Source organism: Streptococcus sp. 3.1 (assembly GCF_016648915.1).
Lineage (GTDB): Bacteria > Bacillota > Bacilli > Lactobacillales > Streptococcaceae > Streptococcus > Streptococcus salivarius_E.
Genome location: NZ_JACLQV010000002.1, coordinates 98,127 through 115,359, shown reverse-complemented (window position 1 = coordinate 115,359; position 17,233 = coordinate 98,127). Strand labels below are relative to the sequence as shown.

17 protein-coding genes are annotated in these 17,233 nt (G+C 41.9%); 2 read left to right on the top strand and 15 right to left on the bottom strand.

Annotated elements, in window-relative coordinates; translation table 11 throughout:
- Positions 1-24 precede the first annotated feature (24 nt).
- Complete coding sequence (locus H7U02_RS01840; RefSeq protein WP_155198082.1) at positions 25-588, top strand: nucleotidyltransferase family protein; 564 nt, start codon at positions 25-27, stop codon at positions 586-588.
- Between the two features lie 182 nt (positions 589-770).
- Here the strand turns inward: H7U02_RS01840 and H7U02_RS01835 are convergent, their stop codons facing one another.
- From H7U02_RS01835 to H7U02_RS01775, 13 genes are all read right to left on the bottom strand, one after another.
- Positions 771-2,087, bottom strand: a complete 1,317-nt coding sequence (locus H7U02_RS01835) for an FAD-containing oxidoreductase (protein ID WP_155198081.1) — start codon at positions 2,085-2,087, stop codon at positions 771-773.
- Positions 2,088-2,228: 141 nt separating this feature from the next.
- On the bottom strand, positions 2,229-3,029 hold the full coding sequence (locus H7U02_RS01830) for an alpha/beta fold hydrolase (protein WP_201042679.1): 801 nt from the start codon (positions 3,027-3,029) through the stop codon (positions 2,229-2,231).
- Positions 3,030-3,064: 35 nt separating this feature from the next.
- Complete coding sequence (locus H7U02_RS01825; protein ID WP_173018045.1) at positions 3,065-3,427, bottom strand: hypothetical protein; 363 nt, start codon at positions 3,425-3,427, stop codon at positions 3,065-3,067.
- Between the two features lie 223 nt (positions 3,428-3,650).
- Positions 3,651-4,763 carry an alanine dehydrogenase gene (ald, locus tag H7U02_RS01820; protein WP_155198078.1) on the bottom strand — a complete coding sequence of 371 codons (1,113 nt, stop codon included), beginning with the start codon at positions 4,761-4,763 and terminating at the stop codon, positions 3,651-3,653.
- A 453-nt stretch (positions 4,764-5,216) separates the two neighbouring features.
- Positions 5,217-6,356 (bottom strand): amidohydrolase, encoded by a 1,140-nt coding sequence (locus tag H7U02_RS01815; RefSeq protein WP_155198077.1) that lies wholly within the window; start codon positions 6,354-6,356, stop codon positions 5,217-5,219.
- A gap of 248 nt (positions 6,357-6,604) precedes the next feature.
- Positions 6,605-7,324 (bottom strand): 16S rRNA pseudouridine(516) synthase, encoded by a 720-nt coding sequence (locus H7U02_RS01810; protein ID WP_107372713.1) that lies wholly within the window; start codon positions 7,322-7,324, stop codon positions 6,605-6,607.
- A 79-nt stretch (positions 7,325-7,403) separates the two neighbouring features.
- Entirely contained in the window at positions 7,404-8,087 is a 684-nt protein-coding gene (locus H7U02_RS01805; RefSeq protein WP_107372711.1) for a VIT family protein, read from the bottom strand.
- Positions 8,088-8,178: 91 nt separating this feature from the next.
- Positions 8,179-8,949 carry a nucleoside phosphorylase gene (locus tag H7U02_RS01800; RefSeq protein WP_107372710.1) on the bottom strand — a complete coding sequence of 257 codons (771 nt, stop codon included), beginning with the start codon at positions 8,947-8,949 and terminating at the stop codon, positions 8,179-8,181.
- A gap of 78 nt (positions 8,950-9,027) precedes the next feature.
- Positions 9,028-9,522 (bottom strand): DUF6773 family protein, encoded by a 495-nt coding sequence (locus H7U02_RS01795; protein ID WP_107372708.1) that lies wholly within the window; start codon positions 9,520-9,522, stop codon positions 9,028-9,030.
- 13 nt (positions 9,523-9,535) lie between these two features.
- Positions 9,536-9,733: a helix-turn-helix transcriptional regulator gene (locus H7U02_RS01790; protein ID WP_004182985.1), complete on the bottom strand. Its 198-nt coding sequence runs from the start codon at positions 9,731-9,733 to the stop codon at positions 9,536-9,538.
- A 178-nt stretch (positions 9,734-9,911) separates the two neighbouring features.
- The gene (locus H7U02_RS01785) at positions 9,912-10,895 is read right to left on the bottom strand and encodes a rhodanese-related sulfurtransferase (RefSeq protein WP_107372706.1); all 984 of its coding nucleotides are present in this window, start codon (positions 10,893-10,895) and stop codon (positions 9,912-9,914) included.
- A gap of 169 nt (positions 10,896-11,064) precedes the next feature.
- On the bottom strand, positions 11,065-11,412 hold the full coding sequence (locus tag H7U02_RS01780; protein ID WP_073689830.1) for a DUF2200 domain-containing protein: 348 nt from the start codon (positions 11,410-11,412) through the stop codon (positions 11,065-11,067).
- 8 nt (positions 11,413-11,420) lie between these two features.
- A complete protein-coding gene (locus tag H7U02_RS01775; protein ID WP_022496435.1) occupies positions 11,421-12,122 on the bottom strand; it encodes a glucosamine-6-phosphate deaminase in 702 nt (233 codons plus the stop codon).
- Between the two features lie 150 nt (positions 12,123-12,272).
- On the opposite strand from H7U02_RS01775, the gene queA reads away from it, so the two are divergent.
- Positions 12,273-13,316: a tRNA preQ1(34) S-adenosylmethionine ribosyltransferase-isomerase QueA gene (queA, locus tag H7U02_RS01770; protein WP_201041601.1), complete on the top strand. Its 1,044-nt coding sequence runs from the start codon at positions 12,273-12,275 to the stop codon at positions 13,314-13,316.
- Positions 13,317-13,412: 96 nt separating this feature from the next.
- Here queA and H7U02_RS01765 read toward each other — a convergent pair whose 3' ends face one another.
- A complete protein-coding gene (locus H7U02_RS01765; RefSeq protein ID WP_201041602.1) occupies positions 13,413-15,200 on the bottom strand; it encodes an ABC transporter ATP-binding protein in 1,788 nt (595 codons plus the stop codon).
- Between the two features lie 12 nt (positions 15,201-15,212).
- On the bottom strand, positions 15,213-16,949 hold the full coding sequence (locus H7U02_RS01760) for an ABC transporter ATP-binding protein (protein ID WP_002885969.1): 1,737 nt from the start codon (positions 16,947-16,949) through the stop codon (positions 15,213-15,215).
- Positions 16,950-17,233 lie beyond the last annotated feature (284 nt).

Below are 17,233 nucleotides of genomic sequence, written 5' to 3'. Positions count from 1 at the left end.
GTACAATACCAATGAGGTTTTAAAATGATTAATGTCGAAAAACTAATTAAACAGAGCTCCGAACTAATGGCACTATTAAAGATTATCCACTCTTTCCAACTAAATGACTGTTGGCTTTGTGCTGGAACTATACGCAATTATATTTGGGACTACTTAAGTACCGGAAATACATCTTCAAATATCAATTTCTCAGATATCGATGTCATTTTCTTTGATAAAAATATATCATATGAACAAACTGTTGAAATAGAAAATCAAATAAAGAGAAGGTATCCTAAATACAATTGGGAAATAAAAAATCAGTATTATATGAATATACATAGCCCTAATACTGAAAAGTATGACAGCTCTACCGATGCTGTTTTAAAATTTCCCGAAAAATGTACTGCCATAGCCGCTAGACTAAATGACAATCAGGAACTAGAGGTTTTTATTCCCTTTGGAATAGACGATTTAGTTAACTTCAGAGTCTCTCCCACACCACATTACTTTTCAGATAAAGAACGACAAACGGTCTATAACGAGAGAGTAAAAAAGAAAAATTGGAATACAATATGGCCAAACATTTCTATAGAATTTATCGAATAGATTAAACTATGATTTGAGATTTACTTTTTACAAGACTTTCCGCTGTGAGAAAAGTTTCTGAAACTTAATAGTTTCAAAAATTAGTCATAGAGCTTCTAAGAAGGTCGCTGACGACCCACCTAAGGAAAGTCTTAAAAAATTTTTCTTCTACATAAAAAAAGAGCCTCTCGGCTCTTTTCATGTTAAATCGCAAACAAATCATTTAGGTTCTCAGCCATAGTTGGGTGAGTAAAGATTTGTTTAGCCAAATCTGTATATGGAATGTGATGATTCATAGCTAGGGTAATTAGATTGATAATTTCATGAGATTCTTGACCAAAGAGTGTCACTCCCAAGATTTCCTTAGTTTCAGGGTTTACCACAGCTTTGAAAGCACCGCGCAAGTCACCGTTAACATGACCACGAGGCATGCCAGCAACTGGAAGTTCCTTGACAGCAACTGGTCCACCTGCTGCTCTGGCTTGGTCTTCAGTAAGGCCAACCTGTGCCAAAGGTGGATTGAGGAACATGGCTGTTGGAACTGCTCCACGTGTTTCAAGGTTATAGCTACCATCCCCTGTCAAGTAATTAAAGACAATACGGAAATCATCTAGTGAAATGTAAGTGAATTGGAGACCACCATTAGCATCCCCCACCGCAAAGACACCAGGAACGCTTGTTTCCAAATGCTTATTAACTTGAATACCGCCACGTTCAGTCAAGGCAATATCTGTATTTTCCAAGTGAAGGGGTTCGATATTAGGCTTGCGTCCTGTCGCATAGAGAAGCGCATCAAAACGAAACTCACCTTTGTCAGTAACAACGACAACTTCATCACCGTCATTCTTAACTTCAGAAGTTTTAACACCTTGCTCAAAGACAATGCCGTCCTCTTCCATGTATTCCTTGGCCAACTTAGCAATAGATGGCTCCACACGTGGCAAGAAGCTAGTCGCAGCATCCAAGACAGTCACTTGGCTTCCCAAACGGTTATAAAGGCCAGCAAATTCAAGACCGATATTACCACCACCTAGGACACCCAGACGTTTTGGCAAGGCTTCAAGGGTTTGAATACCAGTTGAATCGTAGACATGCTCAGTTGTTGTCAAACCAGGAATAGGCAAGACATTAGACACAGCACCTGTATTTATGACAATAGTCTCAGCTGTTAGCTCTTGGCGATCATCACCAGCCACTACTTCAATAACCTTATTTGACACAAAATGTGCCTCTGCATCAATGACATCAACGCCATTGTCTGCCAACATCTTATAATTCTTAGCATTAAGACGACCAGTCACCGCACCACGTTCTTTCATAGTGTCGTCAAAAGACCAGCCCTTCTCAGCTGCAACAATCATAGTCTTAGTTGGGATACACGCAATATTAATGCAAGTACCACCATACATAGCCTTACTTCGCTCGATGACAGCAACTTTCTTACCAGCTGCATTCATCTTAGCAGCCAGAGTTTTACCGGCTTTACCGAAACCGATAACAATCAAATCATAGTTCAACATTTCTGTATCCTCCTATCTATTGCCATTCTATCATTTAATTTTTCAGACTGCACACAATTGAACCGAAAATAAAAAGAGGCTACAAGCTCCACTGTAACCCCTTTCTCATTCTATTTTAATAGGTTTCTATCAGTCCACTACCTAAGCATTCTTTCGCAGAAATTCTAATATCATTTTATTAAATTGCTTACTTTCAATAAAGGCCGCGTGTCCTAGTTTGTCAAATTCGTGATAGGAAGCATTTGGAATGCCATTTGCCAGCTCCCTGGCGCCATCCACACCCAGAACTAAATCGTTTTTGCCTCCCAGAACAAGGGTCGGACAAGTGATTTTACCAAGCGACTTATAGCAGTCAAACTCAAGAATTGACTTGGCTAAACCAACAAAGCGATGACGTTTTTCCTTGCTTACAGACTTCAAAAATAATCTGTTAATCACATATAATTTCTTTAAAACAGGTGACGAAAATGATTTACTCATCGAATCCTTATTGAGCTTATCCATATCACCATTTTCTGCCATCTCTATCCACCCTCTGATGGTTTCTCTACTAATAGCATTATTTCGAGAGAATGTCAGAGCTAACACCAGACTAGTCACCTTTTGAGGATACTTGATAGCAAACAGCTGAGCAATCATACCACCTTGTGATATGCCTATGATAGAAGCATTATCAATATGTAATTCTTGAAAGGACTGATAGAGGTCATCCGCCATATCCTCAATAGAAACGCCTTCTTCGATGTGGTCCCTTCTATCAAAAATATAGACCTTGTACTCCCTAGCGTATCGATAAAATAGTGAGTAAATAGTCAGGTTGGACATATCACCTAATCGTTGCAAACTTAATCCCGTAATGATAACGAGAACTTTATCTCCTCGACCAAAGGTGACATAGTCAACGCCCTGGTCTGACAAATGATTTCTTTGAATGGTAAACATTATCTACACACTTTCATTGTAAGATTTAAGTATTATCATGCGTCCGGGGCATTATTTGATGCCATGATGATAATACTTACCAAGACAACAAAGGTAACTTGCCAAAGAATGAAGGCCATGAAATCCCCACCTTTAAAAATAAGTAGGTCACAAACTAAAATAGCCAACAGCACAGCATTTTTTCTAAAAAGTTGGTCACAATTTTTCCAAAAAGTTTCAAAAGAAATATTGGCTCCTATCTTACGAACAAGCCTCACATGATAAATAATCTCAACCAGGGATGCCACAACTACTGTAAGTATAAGCTCGGACAATGATACATCCATTTGAAGACCAAAATAAAAGACGACAAGCTGAGAGAAAATAATTGCTGTGAAAACGCGAATATGATTGGCCACGATAAAACCTCCTAATGGCAAGCATTATAGATACTCATTACTCCCCTTAATATTTCTACTCATTATAGCATAAAATAAGACCAAAATTAGAAAAAAATCCATCCTTTGCAAGTACTCACCCCCTCAACTAGCAAAAAAATGATTCACTTCTTGTCTCAGACCACAAAAAAAGAGCCAACCAAATCATGGTGCGACTCCTCTTTGTTTATGCTAAATAATCTATTTATGCCAATTCATCAATTGATGTATACTCTCTGTCTAAGCCCTTTGCAACCGGTTTGCTAGTAATATGACCTTGGTAGGTTGTAACCCCTTGACGAAGACCTTCGTCGTCGTTAATGGCTTTTCTGAATCCTTTTCCTGCAAGGGCTTCGATATAAGGCAAAGTGACATTAGTAAGGGCAATGGTTGATGTACGTGCCACAGCTCCTGGGATATTGGCAACGGCATAGTGAAGGACACCATGTGTTTCATAAACGGGCTCATCGTGAGTGGTCACGCGATCCGCAGTTTCAACAACCCCACCTTGGTCAACGGCAACGTCAACAATAACAGAACCTGGACGCATTTGTTTAACCATATCGTCAGTAACGAGTTTCGGTGCTTTTGCCCCTGGGATAAGAACTGCACCGATAACCACGTCAGCATCACGAACACTTGCCTCAATGTTGAACGGATTTGACATGAGCGTTTGAATTTGACTACCAAAGACCTCTTCAAGGACAGACAAACGTTTAGCACTGATATCAAGGATAGTCACCTGAGCTCCAAGTCCAAGAGCGATACGGGCTGCGTGTGTCCCTACGACACCACCCCCGATAATCGTTACTTTACCTTTAGGAACACCAGGCACACCACCTAGGAGAACACCAGAGCCACCCTCTTGTTTAGTCAAGAAATGCGCACCGATTTGAACAGCCATACGTCCTGCAACTTCACTCATTGGAACCAAAAGTGGTAGGTGACCTTCTTGGCTACGTACTGTTTCGTAAGCCACACCTGTTGTCTTAGCATTGACCATAGCATCTGCCAATTCTGGAGCTGCTGCCATGTGCAAGTAGGTAAAGAGTAAGAGATCCTCACGAAGGAAACCATATTCTGCAGCAAGAGGCTCCTTAACCTTAACTACGAGCTCAGCTGCCCATGCTTCAGCAGCAGTTGCAACAATTTTGGCACCTTGTTTTTCGTAGTCTGCATCAGTAAAACCAGAGCCAAGACCTGCATTGGTTTCAATAAGGACTTCATGACCTTTAGCTACAAGACTTTGCACCCCAGCAGGCGTTAGAGCCACACGGTTCTCGTTATTTTTGATTTCTTTTGGAATACCAATTAACATACGTTTCTCCTTATTCGGAAGTTATAAGGTAAAACATCATAAAGATGACTTAACCACTTCCTATCTATTTTTGAAATGATAACGCTTTCATTTTATCTAAAAAGCTCAAAAATAGCAAGTGAAAAATTCTCACCCCTTTTTAAGTCCTGAAATTTTGCTTCTAAAATATGACAAAAGAACCCAACCAAGCGGCTGGGTTCTTAAGTGTAAACTAAATGATCAAAAGAATATTTCTCCTTAGGAACGTCCTCCTTTTCAATTTCAAAAGTGGGACCAATGTAAAGTCCTAAAACCTTATTTAAAACTCTTAACAAAATAATCAAAGAGTCCTTGGTCTTTCAATTGCTTATGCCCCAAGAGGAACTCGGGATGCCACTGAACACCTATAAATGGGGCTTCCTTCTTCGACAGGTTTTTCATTACTAGTAATACCGATTAAGGGAATGGTTATTTTTATTGCTCCTTAAAATAGTCAAGTAGGAAGAGGGCGTTTTCCACATAGTAATTAACAGCTACTGGCAAGGCCTCATCTTTCACAAGGAAATCATCATGGTGCCAGTCTGGTGCATTCTCCTCACCATTTGAGCCAATAAAGGCAAAGACTCCTGGTATTTCCTTTTGATAAGCCGCAAAGTCTTCGCCCCCTGTTGATGGCAAGGTGTCAATCACTTCTGCGAAGGCCTTAGAATTTTCAAAGATGAGAGGTGTGAGTGTCTGGTCATTATAGGTCACGTAAGGCGAATTGCCCCAAGTAATGTCAACTTGAGCACCAAACTGGTCTGCTGTCGCCTGAACGACCTTTTCAAAACGAGCAATGACATCTTCACGAACCTTAGGCTCAAAGGTACGAATCGTTCCTTCAAAAAAGCCTGCTGCTGGAAGAACATTCCAGGTATTTCCAACTTCGATATGAGTAACTGACAATACTGCTGATTCAAAAGGCGATACCGTACGGGCCACAATCTGCTGTAAATTGTTGATGATAGTCGTAGTGACCAAGACCGTATCTACACCCAAATCAGGACGGGCAGCATGGGAAGAAACACCCTTAACATCAACCCTAAACTGCTCCACACCAGCCATGATAGCACCTGAACGAAGTCCAATCTGACCCGGTTTCAAGTGAGGATTATTGTGATAACCGATGATAGCTGACACACCGTCAATACCACCCGCTTCAATGACCTGATAGGCCCCTTGGAAATTCTCCTCGGCTGGTTGGAAAATCAATCGAACGGTCCCCTTAAGCTCTGCTTCTCTTTCTTTTAAAAGCTGAGCAGCTCCAAGCAGAGAGGTCTGGTGAAAGTCATGACCACAAGCATGCATAGCCCCATTGTCGCTGGCATAAGGAAGTCCTGTCTTTTCCTTAATCGGTAGGGCATCAATATCAGCACGCAAAGCAATAATCGGATGACCTGACCCAATCTCAGCGATGAGTCCCGTCTTCAAGGGATAATTTAAAGGCTCAATACCTAGATTTTTCAAATAACCTTTCAAAAAGACTGTCGTCTCATGCTCCTCCTCAGAAACCTCTGGATGTTGGTGAATCTGATGACGTGTCTTTGCTAAATGATCATAAAATGCTTCTGTCATAATGAACCTCCCTTTCTGATTAGACCTGCTCATTGCTCCTAACTTGCTTAAGTTCTCAATCGAATTGATATCATCATACCACCAGAAACAAGGCTTGAAAAATTAAAAAAACTTATAGAATGTCATAAGTTTTACTTATACCCCTAGAAAAGTCCGTCCTTATGGGCCTTACAGTATTAATCCTAGTGATAGGATGGACCTATCAGGAGATTGAAAGTCCCTATCGCACTTTAAGCCACATAGGGCTGCTAGCCAAGATAAGTACGTAAGATTGCTTTTTCCGCTTCCGTTAACGCTCGGTAGGATCCTACTGCTAACCCTTCATCAAGCTTAAACTCTCCAAAAGAAATACGCTTAAGATAGGTCACCTTGACGCCATAAGCCAAAAACATCTTTTTCACTTGATGAAACTTACCTTCTGAAATCGTAATTCTAGCACAGCTCTTGTCACTCGCAGAATTTAGAATTTCTAGCTGAGCTGGTTTACAAACAGTACCATCCTCAAAGACAACACCTGACTCAAAAAATTCAGGTGCATCAGGTCCAAGAACATCATTGACCTCAACATAATAAGTCTTAGCCACATGATAGCGGGGGTGAAGCATGGCAAAGCCCAGAGGCCCATTGTTAGTAATCAGCACCAAACCCTCCGTATCTCTATCCAATCGACCCACAGGATAGAGACCGTCTCTCTTATCTTCAGGCTTTATCAAATCAATGACTGTCTGGTGTTCCTTGTCCTTTCGAGCTGACACTACACCTGCTGGCTTATTCATGAGATAGTAAACTTCTGGCGTATGCTCCAGTTCCTTACCAGAAACCGTGATAGTTTGAAGACTAGCATCCACATTAAGATTATCTCGATCCGCCAAGATACCATCCACATACACCTGACGACTACGAATGAGCTTCTTAACCTGATTGCGGGAACCATAGCCTGCCTGTCCTAATAATTTATCTAAACGCATAACCCTATTGTACCACGGATAAGCTTGGTCTAGCAGACTAAAAAAGCCTACCTAAAAGGTAGACTTATACTACTAACAATTACACATTCACATGGAAGATATGCCCAACCAAGAAGGTCACAAGCATGGTCAAGAGTCCTACTGTCAAATTACGCAACATAGCTTGTTTAATAGGTGCTTTTCCGAGCTTGGCACTAATATAGCCAGTCAAGAGCAAAGTCAGTGCAACCACGACCACTGTTACAGGAATACGGTAAGGCTCTGGGAAAAGCATGATAGCTAGTGCTGGTGGCAAGGAACCAACCGAAAAAGCAAAGAAACTAGATACGGCAGCATGCCATGGATTGGTAATTTCATCCAAGTCCACTCCATATTTTTCCTCAACCAAGACCTTAATAGGATTTTTACTGAAGGCTTGATTGACCTTGACTTCGGCTGCTGTTTCGCAATCCCCCTGACTGAGGAAGGTTCGGTACAAACTCTCTCTAGCTGCTTCAGGTGAGCGATCCAGGAGAGCTTGTTCCTTAGCGATGGCAGCTTCTTCGGTATCTTTTTGCGTTGAGACACTGACATATTCGCCACCTGCCATCGAAAAGGCACCGGCAAAAATGGCTGACAAGGCAGAAATCAAAATAAACCAGATGTTTGATGTCGCACTAGCCACACCGATAACCACTCCCGCAATGGAAATGATTCCATCATTGGCACCTAAAACACCAGCTCTCAAAATATTTAAACGCTCTGCAAAATTCTTATCTTCCAATTTATTCACTCCTTATTTAGAATCATTCTAAAAAATATTATAGCAGTTATTTAGAATAATTACAAATAAGAAGGTTGAAAAGTAGGATTTTTTAAGGTTTACTCCAGTCACACGCAAACTCCAAAGCTAATAAAGCTACCTTGTCCTTTTCATCCAAATCTGCATGATTCATCAAGTTACGGGCATCCCAATTACCTTCAGAAAGGTGGTCTGCAGCATAGAAGAAATGACAGATTTCAACACCTCTAAACTTTGCTAAAGCTGCAACTGCAGAACACTCCATATCCACACAAATGGCTCCTGCTGCCTTTCGAGCTTTGAGTTTACCATTCGTCTCACGGTAAATGCCATCAGTTGTCCAAACTTTGCCTTCCTTATGAGAAATCTGACGTTCATTGAGATAGGAACGAAAACGGTCTAAAACACCCACATTTACCGCAATCTCATCGCTGGCTTCCACATAGTGAAAACTCGTCCCTTCATCTCTAAGGGCATGACTAGGAATAATAATAGAAGTCTCTTTAATATCTTCATCAAGAACACCACAAGTCCCAAAGAGTACAAGTTTATCAGCTCCCAAGGCAAAAATATCCTCTAAAATAGCCACACAGGCAGAGGCGCCTACAGGTGCATTAAAAAGAGCCAACTCCTGCTCAGCAATAACAAGCTTATAAATCGGAATAGCCACATTCGCCATGGACGTCTCATAGATAAGTTCATGGGGAAACATCTCAAGCATTCGTTGAAAGGTCGAACGAGAAAAACAGGACACAGCTATTTTAGGAAACCCCTCAAGAGGCTCATTCAAGTCCTCGGGATTGATAATCGCTTGTCTATTCGCATCAAATTCAGTTAGTAGCATACGTGACCTCCTTAATTTTAGGACCCATTATAACATAAAAAAATCAGACCAAACAGAACAGTCTGATTCTATCACTATTTATTCTTCATTCTCCAAATCGTCCAGCTGTTTTTCGAGACGTCTTCTCTCATATCTTCCCAATGCAACGATAGACCAATTCATAAAGAAAACAACGGGAGCATATATGATATAAGTAATTGGCCAAACCATGAGATATCTAGGATCCAAGGGATTATTATGATAGACATCATGGTTGTACCGATAGTTAGCTGACATTATCATAAGGGTGATAAGCCCAGTCACTAGTAAACAACCTAGGACTGTCATACCAGAACCCCCAAAAGTGTTAACACTAAGTCGTTCAGATCTATAAATAGACCAAATCCATGCTATCAACATTGGAAAGGCCAAGTAATTAGAGGTGATGGCACCCCTATTAAAGAAGGAGCTATAGACCAAGCATACAAGCGTCCCTGCAATCATTATGTAATAACATTCAGCAGCAACCTTATTATTTAGAGCTTTCTCGCGTTCATCTGTAACCTTATTATTAACCAGTTTGAATTTCATCATCTTTACTTCCTTCCTAATTCTCCCAAAACAGTTGATCCAAGGTCCTGTCCAGTGTCTTGCAAATGGCAATGCATAAGGCTAGGCTGGGATTGTACTTTCCAGCTTCAATCAAACCTATGGTTTGTCTTGTTGCACCTACAGCTTCTGCCAAGTCACCCTGGGTCATATCATGCTCTGCTCGAGCTGCTTTTAAACGTAAATTCTTTGCCACATGCCCCCTCCTTTACATCATATCTGATATTATCGTCGAAATTGATTAGGTTCACCAGCTATTTTCATCTTAATTATACACTATATATTTCTAATTGCAATATATATATGTCATTATTTTAGAAATAAATTGCAAAATAAAAAGCCGAGATTGCTCTCAGCTTCTTCTCTATTTAAACTTAGGCTGGTGTTACATCCAAACTCTCACCAATAGCCGCAAGGCGTTCGACAACTTCTTCTTGGCTCAAACCATTTTCAGAGACATAACGGTTTCGTGGGTGAACACGACATTCGTGTGAGCAGCCACGGAGGTATTTGTCTTCATTTTCCTCTGAAGCAAGGATACGACGGTTACAGAATGGGTTACCACAGTTAACATAGCGTTCGCATGGCGTGCCATCGAACCAATCTTTACCGACAACGACAGGGTCTACATGGTTGATATCCACAGCAATACGCTCGTCAAAAACATACATCTTACCATCCCAAAGCTCCCCTTGAACCTCTTGGTCTTTTCCGTAAGTTGCGATACCACCGTGCAATTGACCAACATCTTTGTAGCCTTCACGGACCATCCAACCTGAGAATTTCTCACAGCGGACACCACCAGTACAGTACACAACCACGCGCTTATCCATGAACTCTTCTTTATGGTCGCGGACCCATTGTGGCAATTCACGGAAGTTGCGAATGTCTGGACGAATGGCTCCACGGAAGTGACCAAGGTCATACTCATAGTCGTTACGTGTATCGAGGACAACAGTGTCCTCATCTAAAAGAGCATCTTTAAACTCTTTTGGTGACAAGTAAGCACCTGTAGTTTCAAGTGGATTAATGTCGCTGTCAAAGTTGTCATCCTCTAAACCAAGGTGGACGATTTCCTTCTTGTAACGAACAAACATCTTCTTGAAGGCTTGCTCTTCTTCCTCATCAATCTTGAACCAGAGATCCTCCATCCCTGGAAGGCTGTGAACGTAGTCCATGTATTTTTGAGTGGTTTCATAGTCACCAGAAACCGTTCCATTGATTCCCTCGTCAGCGACCAAGATACGTCCTTTCAAACCGATTGACTTACAGAAAGCCAAGTGATCAGCCGCAAATTGCTCAGCATTTTCGATGGGAAGGTATTTATAATAAAGCAATACTCGAATAGGTTTTGCCATTGTATGTCCTCTTTCTTTATGAAATATCTATATCTGTTGTTTGATAGTCAAAGTCAACTTAACTATTATAGCGCTATCAAAGAGGACTAGGCAATTGATTTGTTTGGAGGAGAATTGTCACAAAAGAAAAAGGCTGAGTACCAGATGCCTCAACCTGAGTTTAAATAACTTAACTTCTTATTACCTTTTCCATAGGTCTCCCCTTAGCCAGCTCATCTACTAGCTTATCCAGATAGCGAATATCTTGCATAAGAGGTTCTTTAATTTCAGTCAACTTAACCCCACAGATGGATCCCGTAATCAGATGACGCTTAGGATTGAGGGCAGGAGCTTGACGAAAGAAATCTCCGTAACTAACTTCAGATGATAGAGCCTCCTCAATAGCCGTTGACGAATAGTCGGTCAACCACGTAGTTACCTGATCCACCTCTGCTCGACTCCTGTCTTTCCGCTCTGCCTTGGCCACTAGCATAGGATAGACCTTTGAAAAGCACATGTCGTAAATTTTGTAACTCATGTTTTCTCCTACAATTTCGCAGCAGCTGCCTCATCTAAGATGAGAGTCACATCTGGATGATTTTGCAAAACACTAGCTGGGACTTCCTCTGTCACCGGACCCTTGACCATCTTGAAAATGGCATCTGCCTTCTTGTCACCATAGGCAAACAAGATAATCTTCTTGGCAGCCATAATAGAAGCAATTCCCATTGAAATAGCCTTTGTAGGGACTTGGTCACGACTGGCAAAGAAACGGCTATTGGCTTCAATGGTGCTGTCAGTCAAGTCGACCACATGAGTTTGACTATCAAAAGGCGTACCTGGCTCATTAAAACCAATGTGCCCATTACTTCCGATGCCTAGGATTTGCAGGTCAATGGCATGTTGTGCCAAGACGTCATCGTAATCCTTAGCCGCCTGCTCCAAATCCTCAGCCATACCGTCAGGCAAGAAGCTCTCCTTAAATGGTTTGGCATCAAAGAGTTGAGCCTTCATAAAGGCATGATAGCTCTGCTCATGGTCTGGTGCTAGTCCGACGTACTCATCCAAATTGACGCTGTAAAGTTTCGAAAAATCCACGTCACTTTCAACCATCTCTTGGTAAAGGGCGATAGGGGAACTACCTGTCGCCAAGCCCAATGTTTGAGCACCTGCTACAAGGCTCTCTTTAAGAAGATCAAAGGCAACTTGGCCTCCCTCAACTTGATTCTTAACTAAAATCTTTTTCATTCTATTCACCTCAATATTGGTATATACCATTTTCTTTATTATCTCTTTTTTTAACCTTTTTGTCAAGCGCTTTCACTCAACTCCTTTAATGACGGTCGCCCTATATCGTGCTATAATAAAAAGGCTGAACATTTTTAAACGAGGAAAGAAATGAATACAAACGATTTTGATTTTGAACTGCCAGAGGAACTGATTGCTCAAACCCCATTGGAACAACGTGATGCCTCTAAACTCTTGGTCATTGATCCTGTAACTAAGGAAATGACTGATACCCACTTTGACCACATCATCGACCAGCTTAACCCTGGCGATGCCTTGGTCATGAACAATACACGTGTGCTTCCAGCCCGCCTATATGGTGAAAAGCCTGATACCCACGGCCATGTGGAATTCCTACTTTTGAAAAATACCCAAGGGGATAAATGGGAAGTATTGGCCAAACCAGCCAAACGCCTTAAAGTAGGTGCTAAAGTCAGTTTTGGCGATGGCCGCTTGACTGCCACTGTCACTGAGGAACTAGATCACGGTGGTCGAATCGTAGAATTTAGCTACGACGGTATCTTCCTTGAGGTCTTGGAAAGTTTGGGCGAGATGCCACTGCCACCTTATATCCATGAAAAATTAGAAGACCGTGACCGTTACCAAACGGTCTATGCCAAGGAAAATGGCTCTGCCGCTGCTCCTACAGCTGGCCTCCATTTCACTCCTGAATTACTTCAAAAGATTGAAGCTAAAGGTGTAAAATTGGTCTACCTCACCCTTCACGTTGGACTGGGAACCTTCCGACCTGTTTCTGTCGATAATGTCGACGAACATGAGATGCACTCAGAATTTTACACCCTCAGCCAAGACGCTGCCGATACACTCAATAGTGTCAAAGCCGCTGGAGGACGCATCATTGCAGTGGGAACAACCTCTATTCGAACACTAGAAACAATCGGCAATAAATACGATGGTCAACTCCAAGCCGACTCAGGCTGGACCAATATCTTTATCAAACCAGGCTACCAATTCACAGTCGTAGATGCCTTTTCAACCAACTTCCACCTTCCAAAATCAACCTTGGTGATGTTGGTTTCAGCCTTTGCTGGCCGTGAATTCGTCCTTGATGCCTATAAACACGCCGTCCAAGAACACTACCGCTTCTTCAGTTTCGGAGATGCCATGTTCGTCACACGACGTGCTGAAAAATAATATTGATTTTGAGACTTCTCTTTCCGGGGAAGTCTCTTTTATTGCTCGTCAAATTCAGAAAAAATCCACCAGTTATGAACTGATGGATTTTTTTGTTTATTTCTCCGCAAACTGGCTATTATACAAGTCGTAATAGAAGCCTTTATCTGCAAGGAGGGATTCATGGTTCCCTTGTTCGATGATTTGACCATCTTTAAGGACTAAAATTTTGTCTGCTTCTTGAATAGTCGACAGACGGTGGGCAATGACAAAACTTGTTCGACCTTGCATAAGGGTCTTCATGGCTTTTTGAATCAAGAGTTCCAGACGGGTATCAACCGATGAGGTTGCCTCGTCCAAAATCAAGATTTTAGGATCAGCCAAAAGCGCACGCGCAATGGTCAAAAGTTGCTTTTGTCCTAGTGAAATGTTACTTGATTCCTGGTTCATTTCCATGTTGTAACCACCAGGTAGTGTACGGATAAAGTGGTCCACATTGGCAGCCTTAGCGGCTTCAACAATCTCCTCGTCAGTCGCCTCAAGATTACCAAAGCGAAGATTTTCCTTGATAGTTCCTTCAAAGAGCCAAGCATCCTGAAGCACCATACCAAACTGTTTACGATAATCCTGACGTGACAGGTTACGGATATCGTGACCGTCAACCGAGATAGACCCGGCAGTCACATCATAGAAACGCATGAGGAGGTTGATAATGGTTGATTTTCCAGCACCGGTAGGACCGACAATGGCTACCATTTCGCCAGGATTAACCTCAAGATTAAAGTCACGAATCAAAGGTTTATCAGCCACATACTGGAAGTCCACATGCTTAAAGCTAACTTGGCCAGTCAAATCTCCCTCTAGCACTTCAGTAGCATCATTAGCCTCGTCTGGTTCATCCATGAGTTGGAAAATACGGTCCAAAGAAGATTTAGCACTCTGCAATTGTCCAGCCAACTGAGTCAAGTTCTGAATGGGTTGGTTAATCTGCCAAACATACTGAACAAAGGCCTGCATATTACCAATCGTCAGACGACCAGCCAAAACTTGCAAACCACCAAGAACAGCGACAATCAGATAGGTCAGATCAGACAAACCATTAAGGACAGGCATCATGAGTCCTGAAATGAAATTGGCCTTAAAACCTACCTTCTGAAGGTCTTCCGTGATTTCTTTAAAGTCGTCCAAAGACCTGTCCTCACGGCCAAATAGCTTAAGAACGTTGAAACCAGTTAGATTTTCCTGAACAAAACCGTTAAGGGCACCTAGGGCATCAGCCTGCTGCTTAAAATAGGGCTGAGACTTACTCATGATAAAGCGAGCACCAAAGAAAGTAATGGGAATAGTGATGACAACTATAGCTCCCAATTGAAGATTAAGGTAAAGCACTGTCCCGATAACCAAGGCCAAAGTAAAGACCGCATTAACTACCTGTAAAAAGGACTGCTGCAAGGCATTCGAAACTGTCTCGACGTCACTGGTAAAGCGTCCCAAGAGGTCCCCAAATTGATGCTTGTCAAAGTATGACACTGAGATACGATTGATTTTCTCAGTCATCTCATTACGCATATCCTGAACCGTTGCCTGCACAGCATTGGTCATGAAATAGTTGGAATAGTAGGCGGCCAACTCATAAATAAGACCACGCAAGAGATAAACAACCAAAACCAAACCAACATAGGAAACGTTGATATGAGCGCCTTCGACACCCTTCATGATGGCCAGCGTATTTTTGGTCAGCTCTGTAATAGCTAAACCAATAACTACGGGTTCAAGGACACTCATGATAACACTAACAATTTTCAGGAAAATGGCTAGGTAAAGTGGGAAACGATAAGCCTGCAAGTAGGACCAAAGGCGGCCAAAACTTGAGGAATGACTTGTTTTCTTTTTATTATTCTTCATTTCGACCTCCTTCTAGTCTTCTGTAAGACTCTTTTGATTCAATTGAGAATTAGCAATTTCACGATAAATCTCATTGCTTTCCATGAGTTCTTCGTGACGGCCACGACCAACGATTTCACCCTTATCCAGAACGATAATCTGGTCAGCATCCATGATAGTTCCCACACGTTGAGCCACGATCAAGACTGTCGCATCCTGGGTAACTTCTTTCAGACGGCGACGCAAGGTCGCATCTGTCTTGTAGTCCAAGGCAGAGAAGGAATCATCAAAGATGTAGAGGTCAGGACGTTTAACCACTGCACGTGCAATTGACAAACGCTGCTTCTGTCCCCCAGAAAGGTTGCTACCACCCTCAGCCAAGTGAGAATCGTAGCGTTCTTCCTTGCTGTCGATGAATTCCTTAGCTTGAGCGACATCCGTAGCTTGATTCAATTCTTCATGACTGGCATTTTCTTTACCATAACGGATATTTTCACCGATGGTCCCTGTAAAGAGCAGGGCTTTTTGTGGAATAAAGCCAATCTTACGACGAAGAGCCTTAAGATTGTAGTCACGAACATCCACACCATCCACAAGAATGCGCCCCAAGGTCACATCATAAAAGCGTGGAATCAACTGTACAAGTGATGATTTTCCTGAACCCGTAGATCCAATAAAGGCAATGGTTTCACCGGGTTTAGCCTTGAAAGAAATATTGTGTAGGACAGGACTCTCAGTTTCACCAGGATAGGCAAAAGTCACATTGTCAAACTCCAAATATCCCTTAGTCTCAGTCTCTGTCACTCCATCTTCATTTGGATTGATAGAAATAGGCATATCCATAATCTCCTGCAGACGTTCACTAGATACCGCCGTACGAGGATACATGGTAAAGAGGTTAGCTAGGAAAAGGAAAGACAATAGCGCATGGAAACTGTACTCAATAAAGGCAACCAAATCCCCGATTGCCAACGTTCCAGAACCTAATGGCTCAAGAGCAAACCAAACAATAGCTACAATCATGGCGATGATGATTTGCACAAAAAGTGGCTCAGTCAAACCAGTTAATTTAAAGAGCTTGTTTGAATTATCCGCATAGACAGCATTTTCAGAAGCAAACTTCTTCTCTTGAAAATCTTCTCTAGCGAAAGCTCGGATGACACGAAGTCCAGTCAGATTCTCACGAGCGTACTGGTTAATCTTGTCGAGAGTTGCCTGTTGTTTCTCAGAAAGCGGACGCGTTTTTACCGCCACATACCAGACTACTACGGCTAGGAAAGGCAAGGAAATTGCCACAATCCAAGCCAAAGATGGACTTGTCGTCAAAATTAAGAAGACACTGGAAACCATCATCAGAGGAGTAATGACACCCATCTTTAGAATCTGTTCTGCAAACTGCATGAGAACAAAAGCATCAGATGTAATACGAGTTACCAAAGAGGATACCCCAATCTGCTCGTACTCATGGTGGGAATACTCCTGAAGCTTAGCGTAAATGTCATTACGCATGACCTGCACCATTGTGGTCGTCAACTTACTAACCGCATAGGACAAGAGCACACGACCAACAATCCCAGTCAAGACCACACCGAACATGACCCAAGCATAGGTATAAAGCTTGTCAGCATCTCCACGGTTAATCCCCTCATCAATCATTCTGGCAAGAACCGTCGGCAGACCTAAGTTAGCAATAACAAATAAAATAGCCGCCGTAAAATTCATTGCTAGCCACTTAGGATAACGCCTGAGATAAGACCAAATATAAGCCATAAATTTCTCCTTTTCTTTTTTGCATTTACCATGCCTTTAGGATTTTTATAGTTATTGACAACCACTAAAGCCGAAAAAGGCACAGAAAAAGGGCGTGACAAGCACGCACATTACCTACATTCTAACAAATGAAAATATTAAAAGCAATAGAAAAAACCAGAGCTAATGCTCTGGTTTTCTTTATTAAGCGACTTGAGTCGTTACCTTATTATTTATCTTTACTTAAAGCCATGATAGACTTGACAAATGGTGGAAAAGAACCGAATAAATCAGTTATGAGTGCT

Bases quoted from the DNA above. Each gene is read 5' to 3' on its own strand.
- H7U02_RS01795 (WP_107372708.1), bottom strand. From the start codon at position 9,522: ATGATGAAATTCAAACTGGTTAATAATAAGGTTACAGATGAACGCGAG.
- H7U02_RS01800 (WP_107372710.1), bottom strand. From the start codon at position 8,949: ATGCTACTAACTGAATTTGATGCGAATAGACAAGCGATTATCAATCCC.
- H7U02_RS01815 (WP_155198077.1), bottom strand. From the start codon at position 6,356: ATGACAGAAGCATTTTATGATCATTTAGCAAAGACACGTCATCAGATT.
- H7U02_RS01760 (WP_002885969.1), bottom strand. From the start codon at position 16,949: ATGGCTTATATTTGGTCTTATCTCAGGCGTTATCCTAAGTGGCTAGCA.
- H7U02_RS01835 (WP_155198081.1), bottom strand. From the start codon at position 2,087: ATGTTGAACTATGATTTGATTGTTATCGGTTTCGGTAAAGCCGGTAAA.
- H7U02_RS01775 (WP_022496435.1), bottom strand. From the start codon at position 12,122: ATGAAAAAGATTTTAGTTAAGAATCAAGTTGAGGGAGGCCAAGTTGCC.
- H7U02_RS01780 (WP_073689830.1), bottom strand. From the start codon at position 11,412: ATGAGTTACAAAATTTACGACATGTGCTTTTCAAAGGTCTATCCTATG.
- queA (WP_201041601.1), top strand. From the start codon at position 12,273: ATGAATACAAACGATTTTGATTTTGAACTGCCAGAGGAACTGATTGCT.
- H7U02_RS01765 (WP_201041602.1), bottom strand. From the start codon at position 15,200: ATGAAGAATAATAAAAAGAAAACAAGTCATTCCTCAAGTTTTGGCCGC.
- H7U02_RS01810 (WP_107372713.1), bottom strand. From the start codon at position 7,324: ATGCGTTTAGATAAATTATTAGGACAGGCAGGCTATGGTTCCCGCAAT.
- ald (WP_155198078.1), bottom strand. From the start codon at position 4,763: ATGTTAATTGGTATTCCAAAAGAAATCAAAAATAACGAGAACCGTGTG.
- H7U02_RS01840 (WP_155198082.1), top strand. From the start codon at position 25: ATGATTAATGTCGAAAAACTAATTAAACAGAGCTCCGAACTAATGGCA.
- H7U02_RS01830 (WP_201042679.1), bottom strand. From the start codon at position 3,029: ATGTTTACCATTCAAAGAAATCATTTGTCAGACCAGGGCGTTGACTAT.
- H7U02_RS01785 (WP_107372706.1), bottom strand. From the start codon at position 10,895: ATGGCAAAACCTATTCGAGTATTGCTTTATTATAAATACCTTCCCATC.